This is a genomic window from Kocuria sp. LUK, assembly GCF_021012935.1.
GTDB classification, from domain to species: Bacteria; Actinomycetota; Actinomycetes; order Actinomycetales; family Micrococcaceae; genus Kocuria; species Kocuria flava.
The window spans coordinates 253,958-271,262 of sequence record NZ_JAJMZI010000005.1 but is presented as its reverse complement, the minus strand read 5'-3'; the positions used below and the strand labels follow the sequence as shown (position 1 = coordinate 271,262).

Below are 17,305 nucleotides of genomic sequence, written 5' to 3'. Positions count from 1 at the left end.
GGACGGGCGGGGCGGACGGATCACGGACGGGCGGCCCGGGGGCGCTGGAGGGACGGGGTGGAGGCGAACGGGTCGGGGGCGGGTTCAGGGACGGAGGACCCGGGACGGGCGGCCCGGGGACGCGCGCGGCGGGCGGCGGGACCGGGCGCGCCGCCCCGTCCCGCCGCCCGCCGGGGCAGGGGTCAGTTCGCGTGCAGGGCCGCGTTGAGCTCCACGGTCCGCCCGGCGCGCGGCAGGACCTCCACCGCGCCGGTGAGGGAGTTGCGGCGGAACAGCAGGTTCGGGACCCCGGAGAGCTCGGAGGCCTTGACGGTCGAGCGGGCGCCGTCGTCGTGGACCTGCACGAGGGTTCCCGCGGTGACGTAGAGGCCGGCCTCGACGACGCAGTCGTCGCCCAGCGAGATCCCCACCCCGGAGTTCGCGCCGAGCAGCACGCGCTCGCCGACCGTGATCCGCTCCTTGCCGCCGCCGGAGAGCGTGCCCATGATGGACGCCCCGCCGCCGATGTCCGTGGCGTCGCCCACGACCACCCCGGCGCTGATCCGGCCCTCGACCATCGACTGGCCCAGCGTCCCCGCGTTGAAGTTCACGAAGCCCTCGTGCATCACCGTGGTGCCCTCCGCCAGGTGGGCGCCGAGCCGGATCCGGTTGGCGTCGCCGATGCGCACCCCCGAGGGCACGACGTAGTCGACCATGCGCGGGAACTTGTCCACGCTGTGCACGGTGACGTGCCCGGCGGAGGCCTTCATCCGCAGCAGGGCCACGGTCAGCTCCTCGGCCAGGACCGGGCCGCGGTCGGTCCAGGCGACGTTGGCGAGCAGGCCGAAGACGCCGTCGAGGTTCACGGTGTTGGGGCGCACGAGACGGTGGGAGAGCAGGTGCAGGCGCAGGTAGGCGTCGGCGGCGTCGGCGGGCGCGGCGGCCAGGTCGACGACGGTCTCCACGATCTCGGCGCGCACGTTGCGGTCGGGGTCGGCGGTGGCCGCCCGGCGCAGGTCGGCGTCGAGGGAGGTGTCCACCGCGTCCGACAGGGACGGGGCGGGGTACCAGACGTCGAGGACGGTGCCCTCCTTGGGGCCGGAGGCCACCACGGTGGCCAGGCCGAGACCGGAGGCGGGACGGGAGTCGGAAGCAGTCATGCCCCCATCCTAGGATGCCCGCCGGCCCCGTCCGGACGCCCGCGGGAGCGGTGCAGGGCGGACGGAGGAGCCCGGCCGCGCGGGCGCGGGCGCCGGTAGGCTGGGCGCCATGACCGCCCCCGACGCAGCCCCCGCCGCCGTGCCCGTGCTCGACCTCACCGCCGACCCGGCCGAGCTCACCGCCGCCCTCGTGGACATCCCCTCCGTCTCCGGCGACGAGGCCCGCATCGCCGACGCCGTCGAGGCCGCCCTGCGCCGGCTGCCGCACCTGCGCGTGCACCGGGACGGCGACGCCGTGGTCGCCCGCACCGAGCTCGGCCGCCCGGAGCGCGTCGTGCTCGCCGGGCACCTCGACACCGTCCCGCTGCCCACCGTGCCCGGGGCCCGCGGGACCGTGCCCTCCGCCCGGGCCGTGGTGGACGGCCGGGACGTCCTGTACGGGCGCGGCACCGTGGACATGAAGGGCGGCGTCGCCGTCCAGCTCGCCCTCGCCGCTGCCCTGACCGAGCCCGTCCGGGACGTCACCTACGTGTTCTACGACCACGAGGAGGTCGAGGCCGCCGCCAGCGGCCTGGGCCGGCTCGAGCGCGCCGTCCCGGAGCTGCTCGCCGCCGACTTCGCCGTGCTCCTCGAGCCCACCGACGGCACCGTCGAGGGCGGCTGCAACGGCACGCTGCGCGTGCGGATCACGACGACGGGCCGCGCCGCGCACTCGGGCCGGTCCTGGATCGGCGAGAACGCCGTCCACAAGCAGGCCGACGTCCTGACCCGCCTCGCCGCCTACACCCCGCGCACCGTCGAGGTGGAGGGCCTGGCCTACCGGGAGGGCCTCAACGCCATCCGGATCGCCGGCGGGGTGGCCGGCAACGTCATCCCGGACACGGCCTCCGTGGAGATCAACTACCGCTTCGCCCCGGACAGGACCCCCGAGCAGGCCCTCGAGCACGTGCGCGAGGTCCTGCCGGGCCACGAGCTCGAGGTGCTCGACCTCTCCCCGGCGGCACGCCCCGGCCTGGACCGGCCGGCCGCCGCTGCCTTCGTCGCGGCCGTCGGCCAGGAGCCGCGGCCGAAGTACGGGTGGACCGACGTCGCCCGGTTCTCCGCCATGGGCGTGCCCGCCGTGAACTTCGGCCCCGGGGACGCGCTGCTCGCCCACACCGACGACGAGCACGTCCCCGCCGACGCCGTGCGCGCGTGCCACCGGGCGCTCGCCGACTGGCTCGCCGGCTGAGGCGCCGGCCCGCGCCGACGGCGAGCGGGCTCCCGCCGACGCCGTGCGCGCGTGCGCCCGCGCGCTCGCCGGTGGCCGGTGGCCGATCCGCCGCCCGCTCCGCCGGTCCGCCCCGACGGCGAGCGGGCTCCCGCCGACGCCGTGGGCGCGTGCCGCCGGGCGCACCGGTCCGGTCCCCGGGAGCAGGCAACGCCCCGGCCGGGTCCGCGGGATCAGTCCTGGGCGGCCGCGGCCGCCACGGGGCCCTCGGCGGGCTTCGTCCGGCCCGCGGTGCGGTAGCTGAGGAAGCGGGAGAGCCGGTCCGCGAGCAGGGTCAGCAGGTAGTTGATGAGCACGAAGACGAGCGCCACCACGAACAGCGTCTGCAGGATGTTGCCGTCGCCCGAGCCCAGCCGGCGCCCGCTGGCCAGCAGCTCCGGGTAGGTGATGATGTAGCCGAGCGCGGTGTCCTTGAGGATCACCACGAACTGGCTGACCAGGGAGGGCAGCATCGCCGTCAGGGCCTGCGGCAGCTCGATCAGCCGCAGCGACCGGGCCGGGGTGAGCCCGATCGCGAGCCCGGCCTCGCGCTGGCCGCGGGGCAGCTGGTGGACCCCGGAGCGGATGAGCTCGGCGATGACCGAGCCGTTGTAGAACATCAGGCCCAGCACCACCGCCCAGAAGGGCACGTTCGCGGGCTCGACCAGGTCCGCCCGGCCCAGGCCCAGGTAGAAGAAGATCATCATCACCAGCACGGGCACCGCCCGGAAGAACTCGACGACGACCGTCGAGACCAGGCGCACGAGCGCCAGCTGCGAGAGCCGGCCCAGCCCGAAGACCAGACCGAACGCGATCGACAGGACCACGGCCAGCAGCGCCGCCCGCAGGGTCTGCCACAGCCCGGGCAGCAGGAAGTTCTCCCACGTCCGGGCCGTGACCAGGGGCGCCCACTTCTCGGCCGTGAGCTGGCCCTGGTCGGCCAGCCGCCCGAGGACCACCCACGCGAGGGCGGCCACGAGCAGCACGCCCACGAGGTTGAGGACCAGGGTGGTCCGCCGGGCCCGCGGCCCCTGGACGTCGAAGAGGACGTTGCGTGCCGTCGAGGAGGCCATCAGCGCTTCACCGCCAGTTTCCGGGAGGCCCAGGTGGTGAGCAGGCCCACCGGGACGACGAGCAGGACGAAGCCGAGCGCCACGGTGAGGAAGACCGCGATGATGACGTCCGGGCGGAACTCGATCATGGTCTTCATGAGCGCGGAGATCTCCGTGACGGAGGCGGCGGCCGCGACCGTGGTGTTCTTGGTGAGCGCGATCAGGGTGTTGCCCAGCGGTGTGATCGCCCCGCGCAGCGCCTGCGGGAAGACGATCAGCCGGGCGGCGGGCAGGAAGCTGAGCCCGATCGCCCGGGCCGCCTCCGCCTGGCCCACCGGCACGGTGTTGACCCCGGAGCGGATGGCCTCGCACACGAAGGCGGCGTGGTAGAGGCTCAGCCCGACCACGGCGTAGAGGAAGAAGTTGCGGGCGAAGTCCTCGGAGAGGTTGATGCCCAGCTGGCTCCACACGCCCAGGACCAGGAACACCAGGATGATCGTCAGCGGCGTGTTGCGGAACAGGTTGACGTAGCCGGTGCCGACCAGCCGCAGCGAGGCGATGGGGGAGATGCGCATCAGCGCGACCAGGGAGCCCAGCAGCATCGACCCGATCGCGGCGAAGAAGGTGAGCCGGATGTTGACCCAGAAGGCGCCGAGTACGTCGTACTGGTCGAACAGGCTCGCGAAGTCGTTCAGGTACTCGCTCACGGGCGCTCCCGGAGCTCGTGCGGGTCCTGGGTCACGGCGGGCTGCCCTTCGTCGGTCGGCGGGACGGGTCGGTGCCGCGGGACGTCGCTCCCGCGGGCCGGGCGGTGGCACCGCGGGCCGGCGGCCGGCCGGGAGGGCCGGCCGCCGGGGGCGCGGTGCGCACCGTCCGGGATCAGGCGCAGGGCTCCGGGGTGGGCGGGTTGAGCTCCCGGTTGTACTCGTAGTCGGCGCCCTCGGTGTTCTCGGTGACCGCCTCCTCCCAGGCGCCCTCCCCGATCATCTTGGTGATGGCGTCGTTGACCGCCTGGCACCGGTCGGAGCCCTTGGGCAGGCCCACGCCGTAGCGCTCCTCGGAGAAGGTGTTGCCCACGACCTTGAACTTGCCCTGGTTGGCGTCGGTGGAGGCCAGGCCCGCGAGGATGATGTCGTCCGTGGTCACGGCGTCCACCTGCCCGGACTCCAGCGCCGTCAGGCAGTCCGCGTAGCCGGGCTGCTCGACGAGGTTCGCGCCCGGGTGGTCGTCCTTGACCTTCTGGGCGGAGGTCGAGCCCGTGACCGAGCACAGGTTCTTGCCCTCGAGGTCCTCCGGTCCCTGGATCGAGGAGTCGTCCTCGCGCACCAGCAGGTCCTGGCCGGCCACGAAGTAGGGGCCCGCGAAGTCCACGGTCTCCTTGCGGGCGTCGGTGATCGAGTACGTCGCGAAGATCATGTCCACCTGGTCGTTGGCGAGCATGTTCTCGCGGTTGGCGGAGGGCGACTCCACCCACTCGATCTGGTCCTCCGAGTAGCCGAGCTCCCCGGCGACGTACTCCGCGACGTCGACGTCGAAGCCGGTGTACTCGTCGCCGTCCCGGTAGCCCAGGCCGGGCTGGTCGTACTTGATGCCGATCCGGACGCTCTCCCCGGAGCCGCCGGCGGTGCTCTCCCCGCCGCCCTCCCCGCCGCTGTCGCCGCCGCCGCAGGCGGTGAGGGTCAGGGCCGCGGCCGCGGCCATCGCGGCCAGTCCGAGGGGCTTGCTGCTGCGCATAGTGTGCTCCTTGCGGTTGGCGCCGGTTGCCCGGCGGTCGGTCGGGTCGTGCGGGTCGGTCGGTGGTCAGTGGCCCAGGATCTTGCCCAGGAAGTCCTTCGCCCGCTCGGAGCGGGGGTTCGAGAAGAACTCCTCCGGGGCGGCCTGCTCGACGATCTGGCCGTCCGCCATGAACACCACGCGGTCGGCGGCCTTGCGGGCGAAGCCCATCTCGTGGGTGACGACGATCATGGTCATGCCCTGCTTGGCGAGGGAGACCATGGTGTCGAGGACCTCGTTGATCATCTCGGGGTCGAGCGCGGAGGTCGGCTCGTCGAAGAGCATGACCTTCGGCTCCATGGCCAGCGCCCGGGCGATGGCCACCCGCTGCTGCTGCCCGCCGGAGAGCTGCGCCGGGAGCTTCTGCGCCTGGTCGGCGACCCCCACGCGCGTGAGCAGTCGCATGGCCTGCTCCCGGGCCTGCGCGGCGGAGCGCCCGCGCACCTTGACGGGCCCGAGGGTCACGTTCTGCAGCACCGACTTGTGCGCGAAGAGGTTGAAGGACTGGAAGACCATCCCGACGTCGGCGCGCAGCCGGGCCAGGGCGCGGCCCTCCGCGGGCAGGGGGACGCCGTCCACCAGGATCTCGCCGCTGTCGATGGGCTCGAGGCGGTTGATCGCCCGGCACAGGGTCGACTTGCCCGACCCGGAGGGGCCGATCACCACGACCACCTCCCCGCGGGCGACCTCCAGGTCGATGTCCCGGAGCACGTGCAGGTCGCCGAAGTGCTTGTTCACGCGCGAGAGGCGGACGAGGGGCGCACCGGTGCCGCCGGACGGTCGATCGGTGGCGGCGGGCGGTGTGACGTGCGGCATGTGCACGAACATAATCGAAAATTTGCCGGTGTGATGCCCCCCACGTTGCGGACGCGTTAAATGTTTACTCATCCGTAGTGGAGGAGGGCCGCCGGTCCCGGCGCATAGCCTGGGGCCATGAGCGGACTCCTCCTCGCCCTGACCGGCGTCGTGCTGGTGCTCACCGTCGCCGCCGTGGTGCTGCTCGGCCGCGACCGCCCGCCCGCCTGGACCTCGCCCCGGGGCGTCCGGCCGGAGCCCGCGCCCACGGCGCCCCTCCTGCTGCCCGAGCACCCCGCTCCCGAGGACCTGCGGCGCCTCGCCTTCTCCGTCCGCCGCCGCGGCTACGACCCGGCGGAGGTCCACGCCGTGCTCGAGCACCTCGCCCGGCTGCTGCCGCCGGCGGAACCGGGCGCCGGCCGGTGAGCGGCGGTCCGGGCGCGCCGCAGGATCCCGGGGCCGCCCACGGGGCAGGGGCCGCGGTCTCCCGCGGCGAGGCGCGGCGCCCGGATCCGCCGTGGCGGACGGGCGCGTCCCCGGTCGCGCGGGCGGTCCGGGCGCTCGCCGCCCGCGGGCGGGCGCTGCCGTGGTGGGCGCACGCCCTGCTGGTGTGGGCCGCCTCCCGCGCGTGGGGCTGGGCGGTGTACACCACCGTCGGGCGCCGCCAGGGACCCGGGCCGTGGGGCGACGGCGCCCTGGGCTACCTCGCCTTCGCGGGGACCTGGGACTCGGACTGGTACGAGCGGATCGCCGGGGAGGGCTATCCCGCGGCCGTGCCGCGGGACGCGAGCGGGCGGGCGGAGGAGAACGCCTGGGCCTTCTACCCCGTCTTCCCGCTGCTCGTGCGCGCCGTCATGGCCCTCACCGGTGGCGGCTGGGACGCCACCGCGGCCACCGTCTCGCTGCTCGCGGGCTTCGGCGCGGCCGTGCTGGTGCTCCGGCTCTTCCGGTGCCTCGCGGCGCCCGGCACCGCCCTGTGGGGGCTGGCCTTCGTGGCCTTCGCCCCTGTCGCCCCCGTGCTCCAGGTGCCCTACGCCGAGTCACTGCACCTGCTGCTGCTCGCGGCGGCCCTCCTGCTCGTCCTCCGGGGCCGCCACCTCGCGGCCGCCCCCGTCGTGCTGCTGATGTGCCTGACCCGGCCCGCGGGCGTGCCGTTCGCGGCCGCGCTCGGGCTGACCTGGCTCGTGCGCACCGTCCGGCGCGCGCGGGCCGGGCGGCTGCGCAGGATGCGCGACGCGGTGGACGGGCTGTTCGGCCTGACCGTGCTCGCGTGCGCGGCGGCGCTGGCGTGGCCGGCGATCGCCTGGTGGGCCACCGGGGAGCCGACCGCCTACACCGACACGGAGACCGCCTGGCGCGGCGAGGACCTGCACCCGGTGCGCCCGTGGTTCGAGACCGGTGCGGAGCTCTTCGGCCCGCTGCTCGGCGCCCTGGCGCCCGTCCTGCTCGTCGCGGCCGGGGCCGTCGTGCTGCGGGCGCGCGTCGTCGTCGCCCGTCTCGACCTCCTCCTGCGGGTCTGGATCGCGTGCTACGCGGTCTACCTGCTGCTCTTCCTGCACCCGCAGACCAGCACGTTCCGGCTGCTGCTGCCGCTGTTCCCGCTCGCCCTGCCGCTCGCCGCGCTCTCGTCCTCCCGGGCCTACCGGGTGGCGTGCGTGCTGGCGGGGGCCGTCCTGCAGCTCGTGTGGGTCGGCTGGCTGTGGCACTGGCGGCAGCTGCCCGGCGGCGGCGACTACCCGCCCTGAGCGGACGGCCCGGACAGGAGCGGTTCCCCGGGCGGCGCGCACGAGCGGCTGCCCGGGCGGCGCGCACGAGCGGCTGCCCGGGCGGCGCCTACGCCGGCCCGCCCTCCGCCGTGCCGGGGCCGGTGCGCCGCGGCGCGGCGGGGCGGGAGCCGCCGTGCCGGGGCGCCCGGCGCGGAACGGATAGGATGGGAGCCACACCACTCGAGAAAGAGGAGTTCCCACATGGCGGCCATGAAGCCGAGAACCGGTGACGGACCGATGGAGGTCACCAAGGAGGGGCGCAGCCTCATCATGCGCGTTCCGCTCGAGGGCGGCGGACGGCTCGTGGTCGAGCTGAAGCCGGACGAGGCCGCCGAGCTCCGGGAGTGCCTGGCCGGCGTCACCGCCTGAGCCCGCACCCGGCGCCGACCGGGTGCCGCGAGGGGCCCCGCACCGCGAGCACGGTGCGGGGCCCCTCGCCGTGCCGGCGGAGGCGTGCGCACGGCGCCGCGGGCCCCGGAGCGGGGCCGAGGCGGGGTCCGCGGCCGGTGGCGCGCCGGGAGCGCCCGCGGCCGCCGGGGTCCGGGGCCGGCAGGGCCCCGGCCCCGGGCTCGGTCCGCGGGAGGGCGGCAGCCGGGGTGCGCCGGGACGGCCGGCGCGTCAGCGCCGCACGGCCAGCAGCAGCCCGGAGCCGGTCGGCAGCAGCGCGGAGCTGAAGCGCTCGTCCTCGCGGAACAGCCGGTGCACGGCGCGCATCGTGCGCGTGTTCTCCTCGCGGTTGGCGGGCTGGGCGACCTTGTCCTGGTGCAGGGCGTCGTTGACGACGAGCAGCCCGCCCGGGCGCAGCAGCCGCACGGCCTCCTCGGCGTAGTGCAGGGTGCCCTCGGGGTCGGCGTCGAGCACGACCATGTCGTAGGCCCCGGCGGTCAGCCGCGGCAGGACCAGCGACGCCCGCCCGGGGATGGTGCGCGTGCGGTTGGTCGGGACCCCCGCCTCCCGGAACGTCTCGCGGGCCGCGCGCAGGGCCCGGATGTCCGCGTCGATGGTCGTCAGCACGGCGGTGGGCGGCAGTCCGCGCAGCAGGGCCAGCCCGGAGACCCCGGCCCCCGTGCCGACCTCCACGACGGTCGACGGACGGGCCGTGGCGGCCAGCACCGTGAGCGCCGCGGCCGTTCCCGGGGTGACCGGCGGGATCCGCAGGGCGAGGGAGCGCTCGCGGGCGCGGTAGGCGAGCTCGTCCTCGGCGGCGAACGCCTCGGCGTACGACCAGCTCGTCGTCTTGTCCGCGCCCATGGTCCGCCCTTCGTCGCCGTCGTTGCTGCTCGTGCCGCCCTGCACCTCCGGGTGCCGCCGCGGCGGAGGGGACGCGCGTCATCCTACCGCTCGCGCCCTGCGCCCGCCCGGACCGGCGGCGCCCGGCCCGGGCGGGACGCCGGACGCGACCGTGCGAGCGGGCACCCGCACGGGACCCCCGGCGGCCGTCCAGTGCGCACCCAGCTTGGCCGCCGATCATGGGAAGGCCGCCCGCACCGCCCGCGAGACCGCCCGGAAGGAGACCCGCCGTGCCCCGACCGCACCGGTCCCGCCGCCGCGGTCTCGCCGTCCCCCTGGCGGCCGCCGCCGCGAGCATGGTGCTCGTGCTGCTCCTCGGCTCCGGGTGGGTCGTCGGGCGCAGCGCGGCCCTCCGGGAGCCGGCGGCCGAGCGCACCCCCGTGGCGGCCTGGACGGGCACCGGCGGGGTCCTGCACGCGGACGAGTCCTCCGCCGAGCGGCTGCGCGCCGAGGGCTGGACGCTGCCCACGCTCGCCTCGGACGGCTACCGGGTGCGGTCCATGACGCAGGGCAGCCTCGCCGGCCGCCCCGCGGTCACCATCGAGCTGCAGCGCGGTGCGTCCGACGTCGTGGTGGTCGAGCAGCGCGGAGACGTCGACGCCGCCAACCCCGTCGACGGTCTCACCGGCCTGCCGGTGAGCGCCGGGGACCTGCAGCCCTCCGCCGTGGCCGGCGTGGCCCTGTGGGCCGACCCGGGACCGCCCTGGCGGGTCGTGCTGGCGGGGGACGACGTGGTCTACACCGTCAGCGCGGACACCGGCCCGGCGAGCATGTCCCACGTCGTCGCCCTCGTGGTCGCGGACGAGCGCGGCCGCGTCGCGGGCCCCGTCCGGGACGAGCCGGGGGTGCTGCGCACGATCGGCACGGGGCTGCGCGAGATCTTCGGCGGGCCCGGCCCCGAGCCGGCCGGCTGACCGGGCGCCCCGCCCCGACTGGTAATCTTCCCCTGTGCTCGGCATCAACGGCGGCGAAGCGATCATCCTGGTGCTCCTGGCCCTGTTCCTCATCGGGCCGGAGCGGCTGCCGGAGTACGCGGAGAAGCTGCGTCAGCTGGTCCGCAGCGCCAAGCGCTACGCCACGGGCGCCACCGAGGAGCTGCGGGAGACGCTCGGCCCCGAGCTCGCCGACGTCGACTGGCGCAAGCTCGACCCCCGCCAGTACGACCCCCGCACCATCGTGCGCCAGGCGCTGCTCGAGGACGACGACGAACCCCCCGCCCGGTCCGCGCCCCCGCCCCGGGCCCCGGTCGTCCGGCTGGCCCCCGGCGAGCGCGCCCCCTTCGACACCGAGGCAACCTGAGCCCCGCCCGTCCCGGCCGCGGCGCAGGGACCCGTCGCCCGGTCAGCGCGGGCTGAGACCCAGCGGGCGTCCCGCGAGGCCGCGGGGCGCGCCCAGCCGGTCGGCGACCGCGCGCAGGGCCCGGCCCGCAGGGGAGTCCGGCGCCGACCACACCACGGGCCGCCCCGTGTCCCCGCCCTCGCGCAGGGCCAGGTCCAGCGGCACGCTGCCGAGCAGGGGCACGTCGTGGCCCAGGCGCGCGGTGAGCGAGTCCGCGATCCGCTGCCCGCCGCCGGATCCGAAGAGCTCGAGCACCCCGCCGTCGGGCAGGGGCATCCCCGCCATGTTCTCGACCACCCCGGCGACGGTCTGCTCCGTCTGCAGGGCCAGCGCGCCGGAGCGCTCGGCGATCTCCACGGCGGCCTGCTGCGGGGTGGAGACCACCAGGACCTCCGCGGAGGGCAGCAGCTGGGCCACCGAGATGGCGACGTCGCCCGTGCCCGGCGGCAGGTCCAGGAACAGGTGGTCCAGGTCCCCGAAGTGGACGTCGGTGAGGAACTGCTCCACGGCGCGGTGCAGCATGGGCCCGCGCCAGGCCACCGGCTGCTGCGGGTCCACGAACATCCCGATCGAGATGACCTTGAGCACACCGGCCCGCGGGCCCGTGCGCGCCTCCGCCGGGACCTCGACGACCGGCGGCAGGATCATGTCCTCCACCTGCGTGGGGCCGCGGCCCACCCCCAGCAGGCCGGGGACGGAGAAGCCGTGCACGTCGGCGTCGACGATCCCGACCGACCGGCCCTGCGCGGCGAGCGCCGCGGCCAGGTTGACGGTCACGGTCGACTTGCCGACGCCGCCCTTGCCGCTGGTCACCGCGTGCACCCGCGTCAGCGAGCCGGGCTCCGCGAACGGCACCGTGCGGGTGTGCCCGACGCGCTGCTTGAGGGCCGCGCGCTGCTCCGGGGTCATGACGCCGAGCTCGACGTCCACGGAGCGCACGCCCGCCACCGCGCCGATGGCCTCCCGGACGTCGTGCTCGATGGTGCCGCGCAGCGGGCAGCCGCTGATCGTCAGCAGCACGTGCACGCGGGCGCGGCCGGCGGCGTCGAGCTCCGCCGCGCGGATCATCCCGAGCTCCGTGACGGGCCGGCGCAGCTCCGGGTCGAGCACCCGGTCCAGCGCCGCGCGCAGCTCCGGGTGCAGGTCGCCGGGGGAGAGCGGGTCGTCGGGGCGGGGGGCGGGGGCGTGCTCAGACACGTGGGATCTCCCGGGTCTCGGGGGCGGAGGAGCGGCGCCGGGCCGGGCGGCGGCCGGAGCGGTCCTCGGGGACGGGTGCCTCGTCCTGGGCGTCGAGGATCTCCTCGAGCACGGAGCGCAGCTCCGAGCGGACGAAGTCGCGGGTCGCGACCTCCCGCAGCGCGATCCGCAGGGCGGCGATCTCGCGGGTCAGGTACTCGGTGTCCGCGAGGTTCTGCTGGGCGCGCCGGCGGTCCTCCTCCTGGGTCACCCGGTCGCGGTCGTCCTGCCGGTTCTGGGCCAGCAGCAGCAGGGGGGCGGCGTAGGAGGCCTGGAGGGAGAGCATGAGGGTCAGCAGGGTGAAGTTCAGCGCCCGCGGGTCGAACTGCGCGGACTCGGGGGCCAGCGTGTTCCAGCCCAGCCACACGGCCACGAACACCGTCATCCACAGCAGGAACTGCGGGGTGCCCATGAACCGGGCGAAGCCCTCCGTCATCCGCCCGAAGGAGTCCGGGTTGGGCCGGAACCGGTCCAGCAGCCCCGGGCGGTGCTCGCGGGGCTGGTCGAGGGCGTTGCCGTGGCGGCGCCGGGGCTCACTCATACCGCTTGCCCACCTTCCGGATCGGGGTCCCGTCGTCGGCGGTGCGCCAGTCCTCGGGCAGCAGCGCGTCGAGGACGTCGTCGATGGTGATCGCCCCGACCACGCGGTCGTGGTCGTTGACGACGGGGATGATGGTCAGGTCGTAGGTCGCCAGCTCGCGGGCGACGTCCTGGAGCGTCGCGAGGTCGGCCACGGGCTCCAGCGAGCGGTCGATCAGGTTGCCGATGGGCTCGTAGGGCGGGAAGCGCAGCAGCTTCTGCGTGTGCACCATCCCCAGGTACTTGCCGGTGGGGGTCTCCAGGGGCGGGCGGGCGACCATGACGGCGGCGGCGACGGCGGGGCTGAGCTCCTCCTGACGGATGTGCGCGAGCGCCTCGGCGACGGTCGCCTCGGGCGGCAGGATGATCGGCACCGGGGTCATCAGCGAACCGGCGGTGCCCTCCTCGTACTCGAGCAGCCGGCGCACGTCCTCGGCGTCCTCCGGCTGCATGCGCTCGAGCAGCTCCTCCGCCTCGGTGTCGGGCAGCTCGTTGAGCAGGTCCGCGGCGTCGTCGGGCTCCATCTCCTCGAGCACCGCCGCCGCCCGCTCCGGGGCCATGCTCGTGAGGATGAAGACCTGGTCCTCCTCGGGCAGCTCCTGGAGCACGTCCGCGAGCCGGTCGTCCTGCAGCTCGTGGGCGATCTCGAGCTTGCGCTTGTCGGACATGTCGTGGATCTCGTCGGCGAGGTCCGCCGCCTGCTCCTCCTCGTGGGAGACGATCCACTGCGTGGCCGGCTGGTGGCCCGCGGCCGAGGGGTCCCCGGTGTCCTCCCAGTCGACGATGAGCGTCTCGTTGCGGCGGCGCATCAGGCCCCCGCTCGCGGCGGAGCGGCGCACGAACAGCTGCGTCACCAGCCAGTCGCCGGTGTTGCGCCGGCGCTCCATGGCCATGTCCTCGATCGTGGCGGTCCCCGAGCCGTCGCGCAGCACCACCGTGCGGTCGAAGAGCTCGGCGACGACCAGGGTCTCGGCCCCGCGCTGCTCGAAGCGGCGCAGGTTCACGAGGCCCGTGCAGATGATCTGGTCGGCGTCGATGCTCGTCACCCGGGTCATCGGGACGAACACCCGCTTCTTCCCGAGGACCTCCACCACGAGGCCCACGACCAGCGGCCGGCGGCCCGAGGTGCCGTGGCGGCCGTGGCGCATGAGCACGACGACGTCGCGCAGCCGGCCCAGCCGGTCGCCCAGGGGGTCGAACACGTCGAGGCCGATCAGGCGCGCGATGAAGATCCTGCTCACGGAGCTGCTCACCGTACAAGACTACTCAACGGCCCGCCGGCACCCGGCCGGGGTGCCCCGGGGCGGCACGGCAGCGCGCCGGTCCCGGCGGGCGCCCAGGGCCGTGGGGGACAATGGGCCCATGAGCTCCCCTCGGTCTGCACCCACCGCCGGTCCCGCCTCCCGCGGCCTGCCCCGCGGGGAGGTGATCGGCCGCTACGGCACCTACGCCGACGCCCAGAAGGCCGTCGACCACCTCGCCGACGAGCAGTTCGAGGTGGCCAAGGTCGCGATCGTCGGCAACGACCTGAAGTCGGTGGAGCAGGTCACCGGCCGGCTCAGCTATCCGCGGGTCGCCGGGCAGGGCGCGCTCAACGGCATGGTCTTCGGCGCCTTCCTCGGCATGATCCTCTCGCTGCTGGGCGGGGAGCAGTGGCTGCCGACCCTGGCCGTGTCGGTGCTCATGGGCGGGGCCTTCTGGATGCTCCTGGCGACCGTGACCTACGCGATGCAGCGCGGCCGGCGGGACTTCACCTCGACGAACCAGATCGTCGCGACCTCCTACGACGTCGTCGCCGCGCCCGAGGTCGCCCACCGTGCCCGCCAGGTGCTCCAGGGCCTGCGGGGGCTGAGCGGCCTGCCCGTGCCGGGCGCCCCCGCCGGGGCGCAGGACCGGCCCCGGCCGGGGCAGCCGGGCGCGCCGTGGCAGCAGGGGACGCAGGCCGTCCCGCCCCCGGGGCCTCGGGCCCAGGGCTCCCCGCACCCGGCGCCCCGGTACGGGGAGGCCGGGGCGCCGGGCGCCCCGGGCGGCGGGACGGGCGAGGCCTGGCCCCGACCGGCCTACGGCGCCGGTCCGGCCGGCGGGACGCCGCCGAACGGGCAGGCGCCGGGCGGGGCGAGCCCCGGCGGGACGTCGTCGGGAGGGGCCGCGCCGGTCGCACCGCCGGAGCGCTCGGCACTGTTCGAGGACCTGCCCGACGGCCGCCCCCAGTACGGGATCCGGCTGCCGCAGCGGGGCGTGCCCCGGACACAGGACGGCGCCGGTGGACAGGGCACGGTGGGGTCCCGCGGCGCCGGCGCCCAGGACGCGCCCGCCGCCGAGAAGCCCTCCGGGGAGGACGGGCCGCCGGCCGGCGGCAGCACCGCGGCGGGCCCGCCCCGCTGACCCGGCCCACCGGGCCCGGGCGGGCGCCCGTCCCGCGGGCCGGCGGCCCGGGCCTCCCGCTCCGTTCGGCCCGGCCCTCCGGCCGGGCACCGATCCGCCGGTCCGGCCCCTCGGCCGGCCCGGGCCGACCGGCCGGTCAGCTGGGGTCGGCGCCCTCGCGGGCGTGCCACAGCCCCGTCATCCAGGCCTCGACCTCGTCCGGGGTGCGCGGCAGCGCCGAGGAGAGGTTGACGTTGCCGTCCCGGGTGATCAGCACGTCGTCCTCGATGCGCACGCCGATGCCCCGGTACTCCTCGGGCACGGCGAGGTCCTCGGCCTTGAAGTACAGGCCCGGCTCGATGGTGAAGACCATCCCGGCCTCGATGACCCCGTCCAGGTACAGCTCCCGCTTGGCCTGCGCGCAGTCGTGCACGTCCAGGCCCAGGTGGTGGCTGGTGCCGTGCGGCATCCACCGCCGGTGGTGCTGGCCCTCGGGCGAGAGGGAGACCTTCGCCGGCACCGGCAGCAGACCCCACGACTCCAGCCGCCGGGCGAGGACCTCCATCGCGGCGGCGTGCACGTCGCGGAACCGGTTGCCGGGGACCGCGACCTCGAACGCCGCGTCCGCCGCGTCGAGCACCGCCTGGTAGATCCGGCGCTGGACCTCCGTGTAGCGCCCGTTGACGGGCAGGGTCCGGGTGATGTCGGCGGTGTACAGGGAGTCGGCCTCCACCCCGGCGTCGACGAGGATCAGCTCGCCCGGGAGCACGGCGCCCGTGTTGCGGATCCAGTGCAGGACCGTGGCGTTGTTGCCGCACGCGGCGATCGTGTCGTAGCCCAGGTCGTTGCCCTCGGTGCGGGCCCGGGCGAAGAACGCGCCCTCCACCATGCGCTCGCCGCGGTGCCGGTGGCCGGCGGCCGCGGGCAGCACGTGCACGATGTCCGTGAAGCCGGCGACCGTCGCGTCCACGGCCTCCTGCAGCTGGGCGACCTCGTGCTCGTCCTTGACCAGGCGCAGCTCGGAGAGCGCCTCGGCGAGCTCGCCGTCGAGGGCGTCGGCCGACTCCAGGTCCACCCCGGTGTTGATCCGCGAGGTGTCCACCAGGGCGTCGACGTTCAGGTCGACCTCCCGCACGAGCCGCACGCGCACCCCGCCGAGCTCGGTGGGGCCCGCGTTCTTCGTGACCGCGACCTCGAGCGCGGAGAGGTCCTGCGCGCGCAGCCCGTGGGAGGCCCGCAGCTCCTCGAGGGTCGGGCGCGGCCCCACCCAGAACTCCCCGTGCCGGGCGTCGGCGTAGAACTCCTTCGAGTCCCGCCCGGCCAGCGGCCGGAAGTACAGGGTCGCCTCGTGGTGGCCGCCGTCGTCGCCCGCGCCCTCCTCGACCGGCTCGAGGACCAGCACGGCGTCGGGCTCGTGGTCCACGCCGAGGCCGGTCAGGTGCGCGAAGGCGGAGTGGGGGCGGAACCGGTAGTCGGTGTCGTTGGAGCGGACCTTCAGCGGCCCCGCGGGCAGCACGAGCCGCTCGCCGGGGAAGCGCTCCGAGATCCGCCGGCGCCGGGCGGCGGCGAAGTCCGCGACGGGCAGGCGCTCGGTGCGGGCCGGGGCGGCCTCGGCCCACTGCGAGGCCATGAACTGCTGGAAGGCGGGGGAGTCGGGGCGCTGCGAACGGTTCTCGACGCGCTCCCCGAGCGGCTGCGGGGTCCCGGCGGGGCCGGTGCTGTGCTCTGTCATGGTTCCTTTCCCTGTCGGCTCCGTCTCATGGTGCCACGGCGGCCGGGGGCCGGGCCCGCCCCGGCCCCCGGGGCCACCCGGGACCGGTATCGTGGAGGGGTGAAGATCGACCTCCACACCCACTCGGCGGAGTCCGACGGCACCGAGGCCCCGGCGGACGTGGCCCGCGCCGCCGCCGCGGCCGGCCTCGACGTGTTCGCCCTCACCGACCACGACACCACCGCCGGCTGGACGGAGGCCGGGGACGCCGCCGTCGCCCTGGGGCTGAGCTTCGTGCCGGGCATGGAGATCTCCTGCACCACCGACGACGGCATCTCCGTGCACCTGCTCAGCTACCTGCACGACCCCGCGGAGCCCTCCCTGCTGGCCGAGCTCGAGTCCTGCCGCTCCTCGCGGCTGACCCGCGCCGAGCGGATGGTCGAGCTGCTCGCCGAGGACTACCCGATCGACTGGGACACCGTGCGCGAGCACGTGCACGAGGGCGCGACGGTCGGGCGCCCCCACATCGCCGACGCCCTGGTCAGCGTCGGCGTCGTCGAGTCCCGCTCCGCGGCCTTCGCCTCCGTGCTCCACAGCCGCTCCCGCTACTACGTCCCGCACCGCGCCCCCGACCCCGTACGGGCCGTGCGGCTCGTGCGGGCCGCGGGGGGCGTGCCCGTCTTCGCCCACCCGCTGGCCGCCGCCCGGGGGCGCGTGGTCGGGCCGGAGGTCTTCGAGGCGATGATCGACGCCGGCCTCGGCGGCCTCGAGGTCGCCCACCGGGACAACCCCGACGACGCCCGGGCCCGGCTCGTGCGCATGGCCTCCGAGCAAGACCTCGTGGTCACCGGCTCCAGCGACTACCACGGCACCGGCAAGCCCAACCGGCTCGGCGAGAACCTCACCTCGGTGCAGTCGCTGGTGCGCATCGAGGAGCAGGCCGTCTCGGGCACCCGCATCCGCCACCCCTGAGCAGGCCCCGGGAGGGCTCCGCGGCGACCCCACTACCACGG

General features: G+C 75.7%; 18 protein-coding genes. 8 read left to right on the top strand and 10 right to left on the bottom strand.

The genetic code is table 11. The annotated features are described in order from the left end of the window. Positions 1-182: 182 nt before the first annotated feature. Positions 183-1,139: a 2,3,4,5-tetrahydropyridine-2,6-dicarboxylate N-succinyltransferase gene (gene dapD / locus LQU92_RS11205; RefSeq protein ID WP_101851993.1), complete on the bottom strand. Its 957-nt coding sequence runs from the start codon at positions 1,137-1,139 to the stop codon at positions 183-185. Between the two features lie 109 nt (positions 1,140-1,248). Between dapD and dapE the strand changes: the two genes are divergently transcribed. Continuing rightward, positions 1,249-2,370 (top strand): succinyl-diaminopimelate desuccinylase, encoded by a 1,122-nt coding sequence (dapE, locus tag LQU92_RS11200; RefSeq protein WP_230780764.1) that lies wholly within the window; start codon positions 1,249-1,251, stop codon positions 2,368-2,370. A 212-nt stretch (positions 2,371-2,582) separates the two neighbouring features. Here the strand turns inward: dapE and LQU92_RS11195 are convergent, their stop codons facing one another. From LQU92_RS11195 to LQU92_RS11180, 4 genes are all read right to left on the bottom strand, one after another. Further along, positions 2,583-3,461 carry an amino acid ABC transporter permease gene (locus tag LQU92_RS11195; protein WP_230780762.1) on the bottom strand — a complete coding sequence of 293 codons (879 nt, stop codon included), beginning with the start codon at positions 3,459-3,461 and terminating at the stop codon, positions 2,583-2,585. After that, positions 3,461-4,147, bottom strand: a complete 687-nt coding sequence (locus tag LQU92_RS11190) for an amino acid ABC transporter permease (protein ID WP_101851996.1) — start codon at positions 4,145-4,147, stop codon at positions 3,461-3,463. Before LQU92_RS11190 ends, LQU92_RS11195 begins: the two co-directional genes overlap by 1 nt. Positions 4,148-4,319: 172 nt before the next feature. After that, positions 4,320-5,174 (bottom strand): glutamate ABC transporter substrate-binding protein, encoded by an 855-nt coding sequence (locus LQU92_RS11185; protein WP_230780761.1) that lies wholly within the window; start codon positions 5,172-5,174, stop codon positions 4,320-4,322. Between the two features lie 66 nt (positions 5,175-5,240). Further along, positions 5,241-6,029 (bottom strand): amino acid ABC transporter ATP-binding protein, encoded by a 789-nt coding sequence (locus LQU92_RS11180; RefSeq protein ID WP_230780759.1) that lies wholly within the window; start codon positions 6,027-6,029, stop codon positions 5,241-5,243. A 117-nt stretch (positions 6,030-6,146) separates the two neighbouring features. Here LQU92_RS11180 and LQU92_RS11175 point away from each other — a divergent pair, with 117 nt between their 5' ends. The 3 genes from LQU92_RS11175 to LQU92_RS11165 all read left to right on the top strand — a co-directional run bounded on the left by LQU92_RS11175 (position 6,147) and on the right by LQU92_RS11165 (position 8,143). Further along, positions 6,147-6,434: a DivIVA domain-containing protein gene (locus LQU92_RS11175; RefSeq protein WP_101851998.1), complete on the top strand. Its 288-nt coding sequence runs from the start codon at positions 6,147-6,149 to the stop codon at positions 6,432-6,434. Next, complete coding sequence (locus tag LQU92_RS11170; RefSeq protein ID WP_230780757.1) at positions 6,431-7,753, top strand: hypothetical protein; 1,323 nt, start codon at positions 6,431-6,433, stop codon at positions 7,751-7,753. Before LQU92_RS11175 ends, LQU92_RS11170 begins: the two co-directional genes overlap by 4 nt. A 222-nt stretch (positions 7,754-7,975) precedes the next feature. Beyond that, a complete protein-coding gene (locus LQU92_RS11165) occupies positions 7,976-8,143 on the top strand; it encodes a DUF3117 domain-containing protein (protein WP_083529460.1) in 168 nt (55 codons plus the stop codon). 249 nt (positions 8,144-8,392) lie between these two features. On the opposite strand, the gene LQU92_RS11160 is transcribed toward LQU92_RS11165, so the two are convergent. Then, a complete protein-coding gene (locus LQU92_RS11160) occupies positions 8,393-9,025 on the bottom strand; it encodes an O-methyltransferase (RefSeq protein ID WP_058859945.1) in 633 nt (210 codons plus the stop codon). A gap of 269 nt (positions 9,026-9,294) precedes the next feature. Between LQU92_RS11160 and LQU92_RS11155 the strand changes: the two genes are divergently transcribed. Continuing rightward, positions 9,295-9,978: a hypothetical protein gene (locus LQU92_RS11155; RefSeq protein ID WP_230780755.1), complete on the top strand. Its 684-nt coding sequence runs from the start codon at positions 9,295-9,297 to the stop codon at positions 9,976-9,978. 34 nt (positions 9,979-10,012) lie between these two features. After that, positions 10,013-10,363 carry a Sec-independent protein translocase TatB gene (locus tag LQU92_RS11150; RefSeq protein WP_230780754.1) on the top strand — a complete coding sequence of 117 codons (351 nt, stop codon included), beginning with the start codon at positions 10,013-10,015 and terminating at the stop codon, positions 10,361-10,363. Positions 10,364-10,405: 42 nt separating this feature from the next. Here the strand turns inward: LQU92_RS11150 and LQU92_RS11145 are convergent, their stop codons facing one another. Genes LQU92_RS11145 through LQU92_RS11135 form a run of 3 tightly spaced genes read right to left on the bottom strand, consistent with a single transcriptional unit; the run spans position 10,406 to position 13,470 of the window. Continuing rightward, positions 10,406-11,545 (bottom strand): Mrp/NBP35 family ATP-binding protein, encoded by a 1,140-nt coding sequence (locus LQU92_RS11145; RefSeq protein ID WP_230780854.1) that lies wholly within the window; start codon positions 11,543-11,545, stop codon positions 10,406-10,408. Positions 11,546-11,591: 46 nt separating this feature from the next. After that, positions 11,592-12,179 (bottom strand): DUF1003 domain-containing protein, encoded by a 588-nt coding sequence (locus LQU92_RS11140; protein WP_230780752.1) that lies wholly within the window; start codon positions 12,177-12,179, stop codon positions 11,592-11,594. Then, the gene (locus LQU92_RS11135; RefSeq protein ID WP_230780750.1) at positions 12,172-13,470 is read right to left on the bottom strand and encodes a magnesium transporter MgtE N-terminal domain-containing protein; all 1,299 of its coding nucleotides are present in this window, start codon (positions 13,468-13,470) and stop codon (positions 12,172-12,174) included. The genes LQU92_RS11140 and LQU92_RS11135 overlap by 8 nt, the downstream gene beginning before the upstream one ends. 109 nt (positions 13,471-13,579) lie before the next feature. Here LQU92_RS11135 and LQU92_RS11130 point away from each other — a divergent pair, with 109 nt between their 5' ends. Continuing rightward, positions 13,580-14,602, top strand: a complete 1,023-nt coding sequence (locus tag LQU92_RS11130; RefSeq protein WP_230780748.1) for a general stress protein — start codon at positions 13,580-13,582, stop codon at positions 14,600-14,602. Between the two features lie 136 nt (positions 14,603-14,738). Here the strand turns inward: LQU92_RS11130 and LQU92_RS11125 are convergent, their stop codons facing one another. Beyond that, positions 14,739-16,313, bottom strand: coding sequence for an aminopeptidase P family protein (locus LQU92_RS11125; RefSeq protein ID WP_230780747.1), 1,575 nt, complete (start codon positions 16,311-16,313; stop codon positions 14,739-14,741). Between the two features lie 99 nt (positions 16,314-16,412). Between LQU92_RS11125 and LQU92_RS11120 the strand changes: the two genes are divergently transcribed. Then, a complete protein-coding gene (locus tag LQU92_RS11120) occupies positions 16,413-17,264 on the top strand; it encodes a PHP domain-containing protein (RefSeq protein WP_230780745.1) in 852 nt (283 codons plus the stop codon). Positions 17,265-17,305 lie beyond the last annotated feature (41 nt).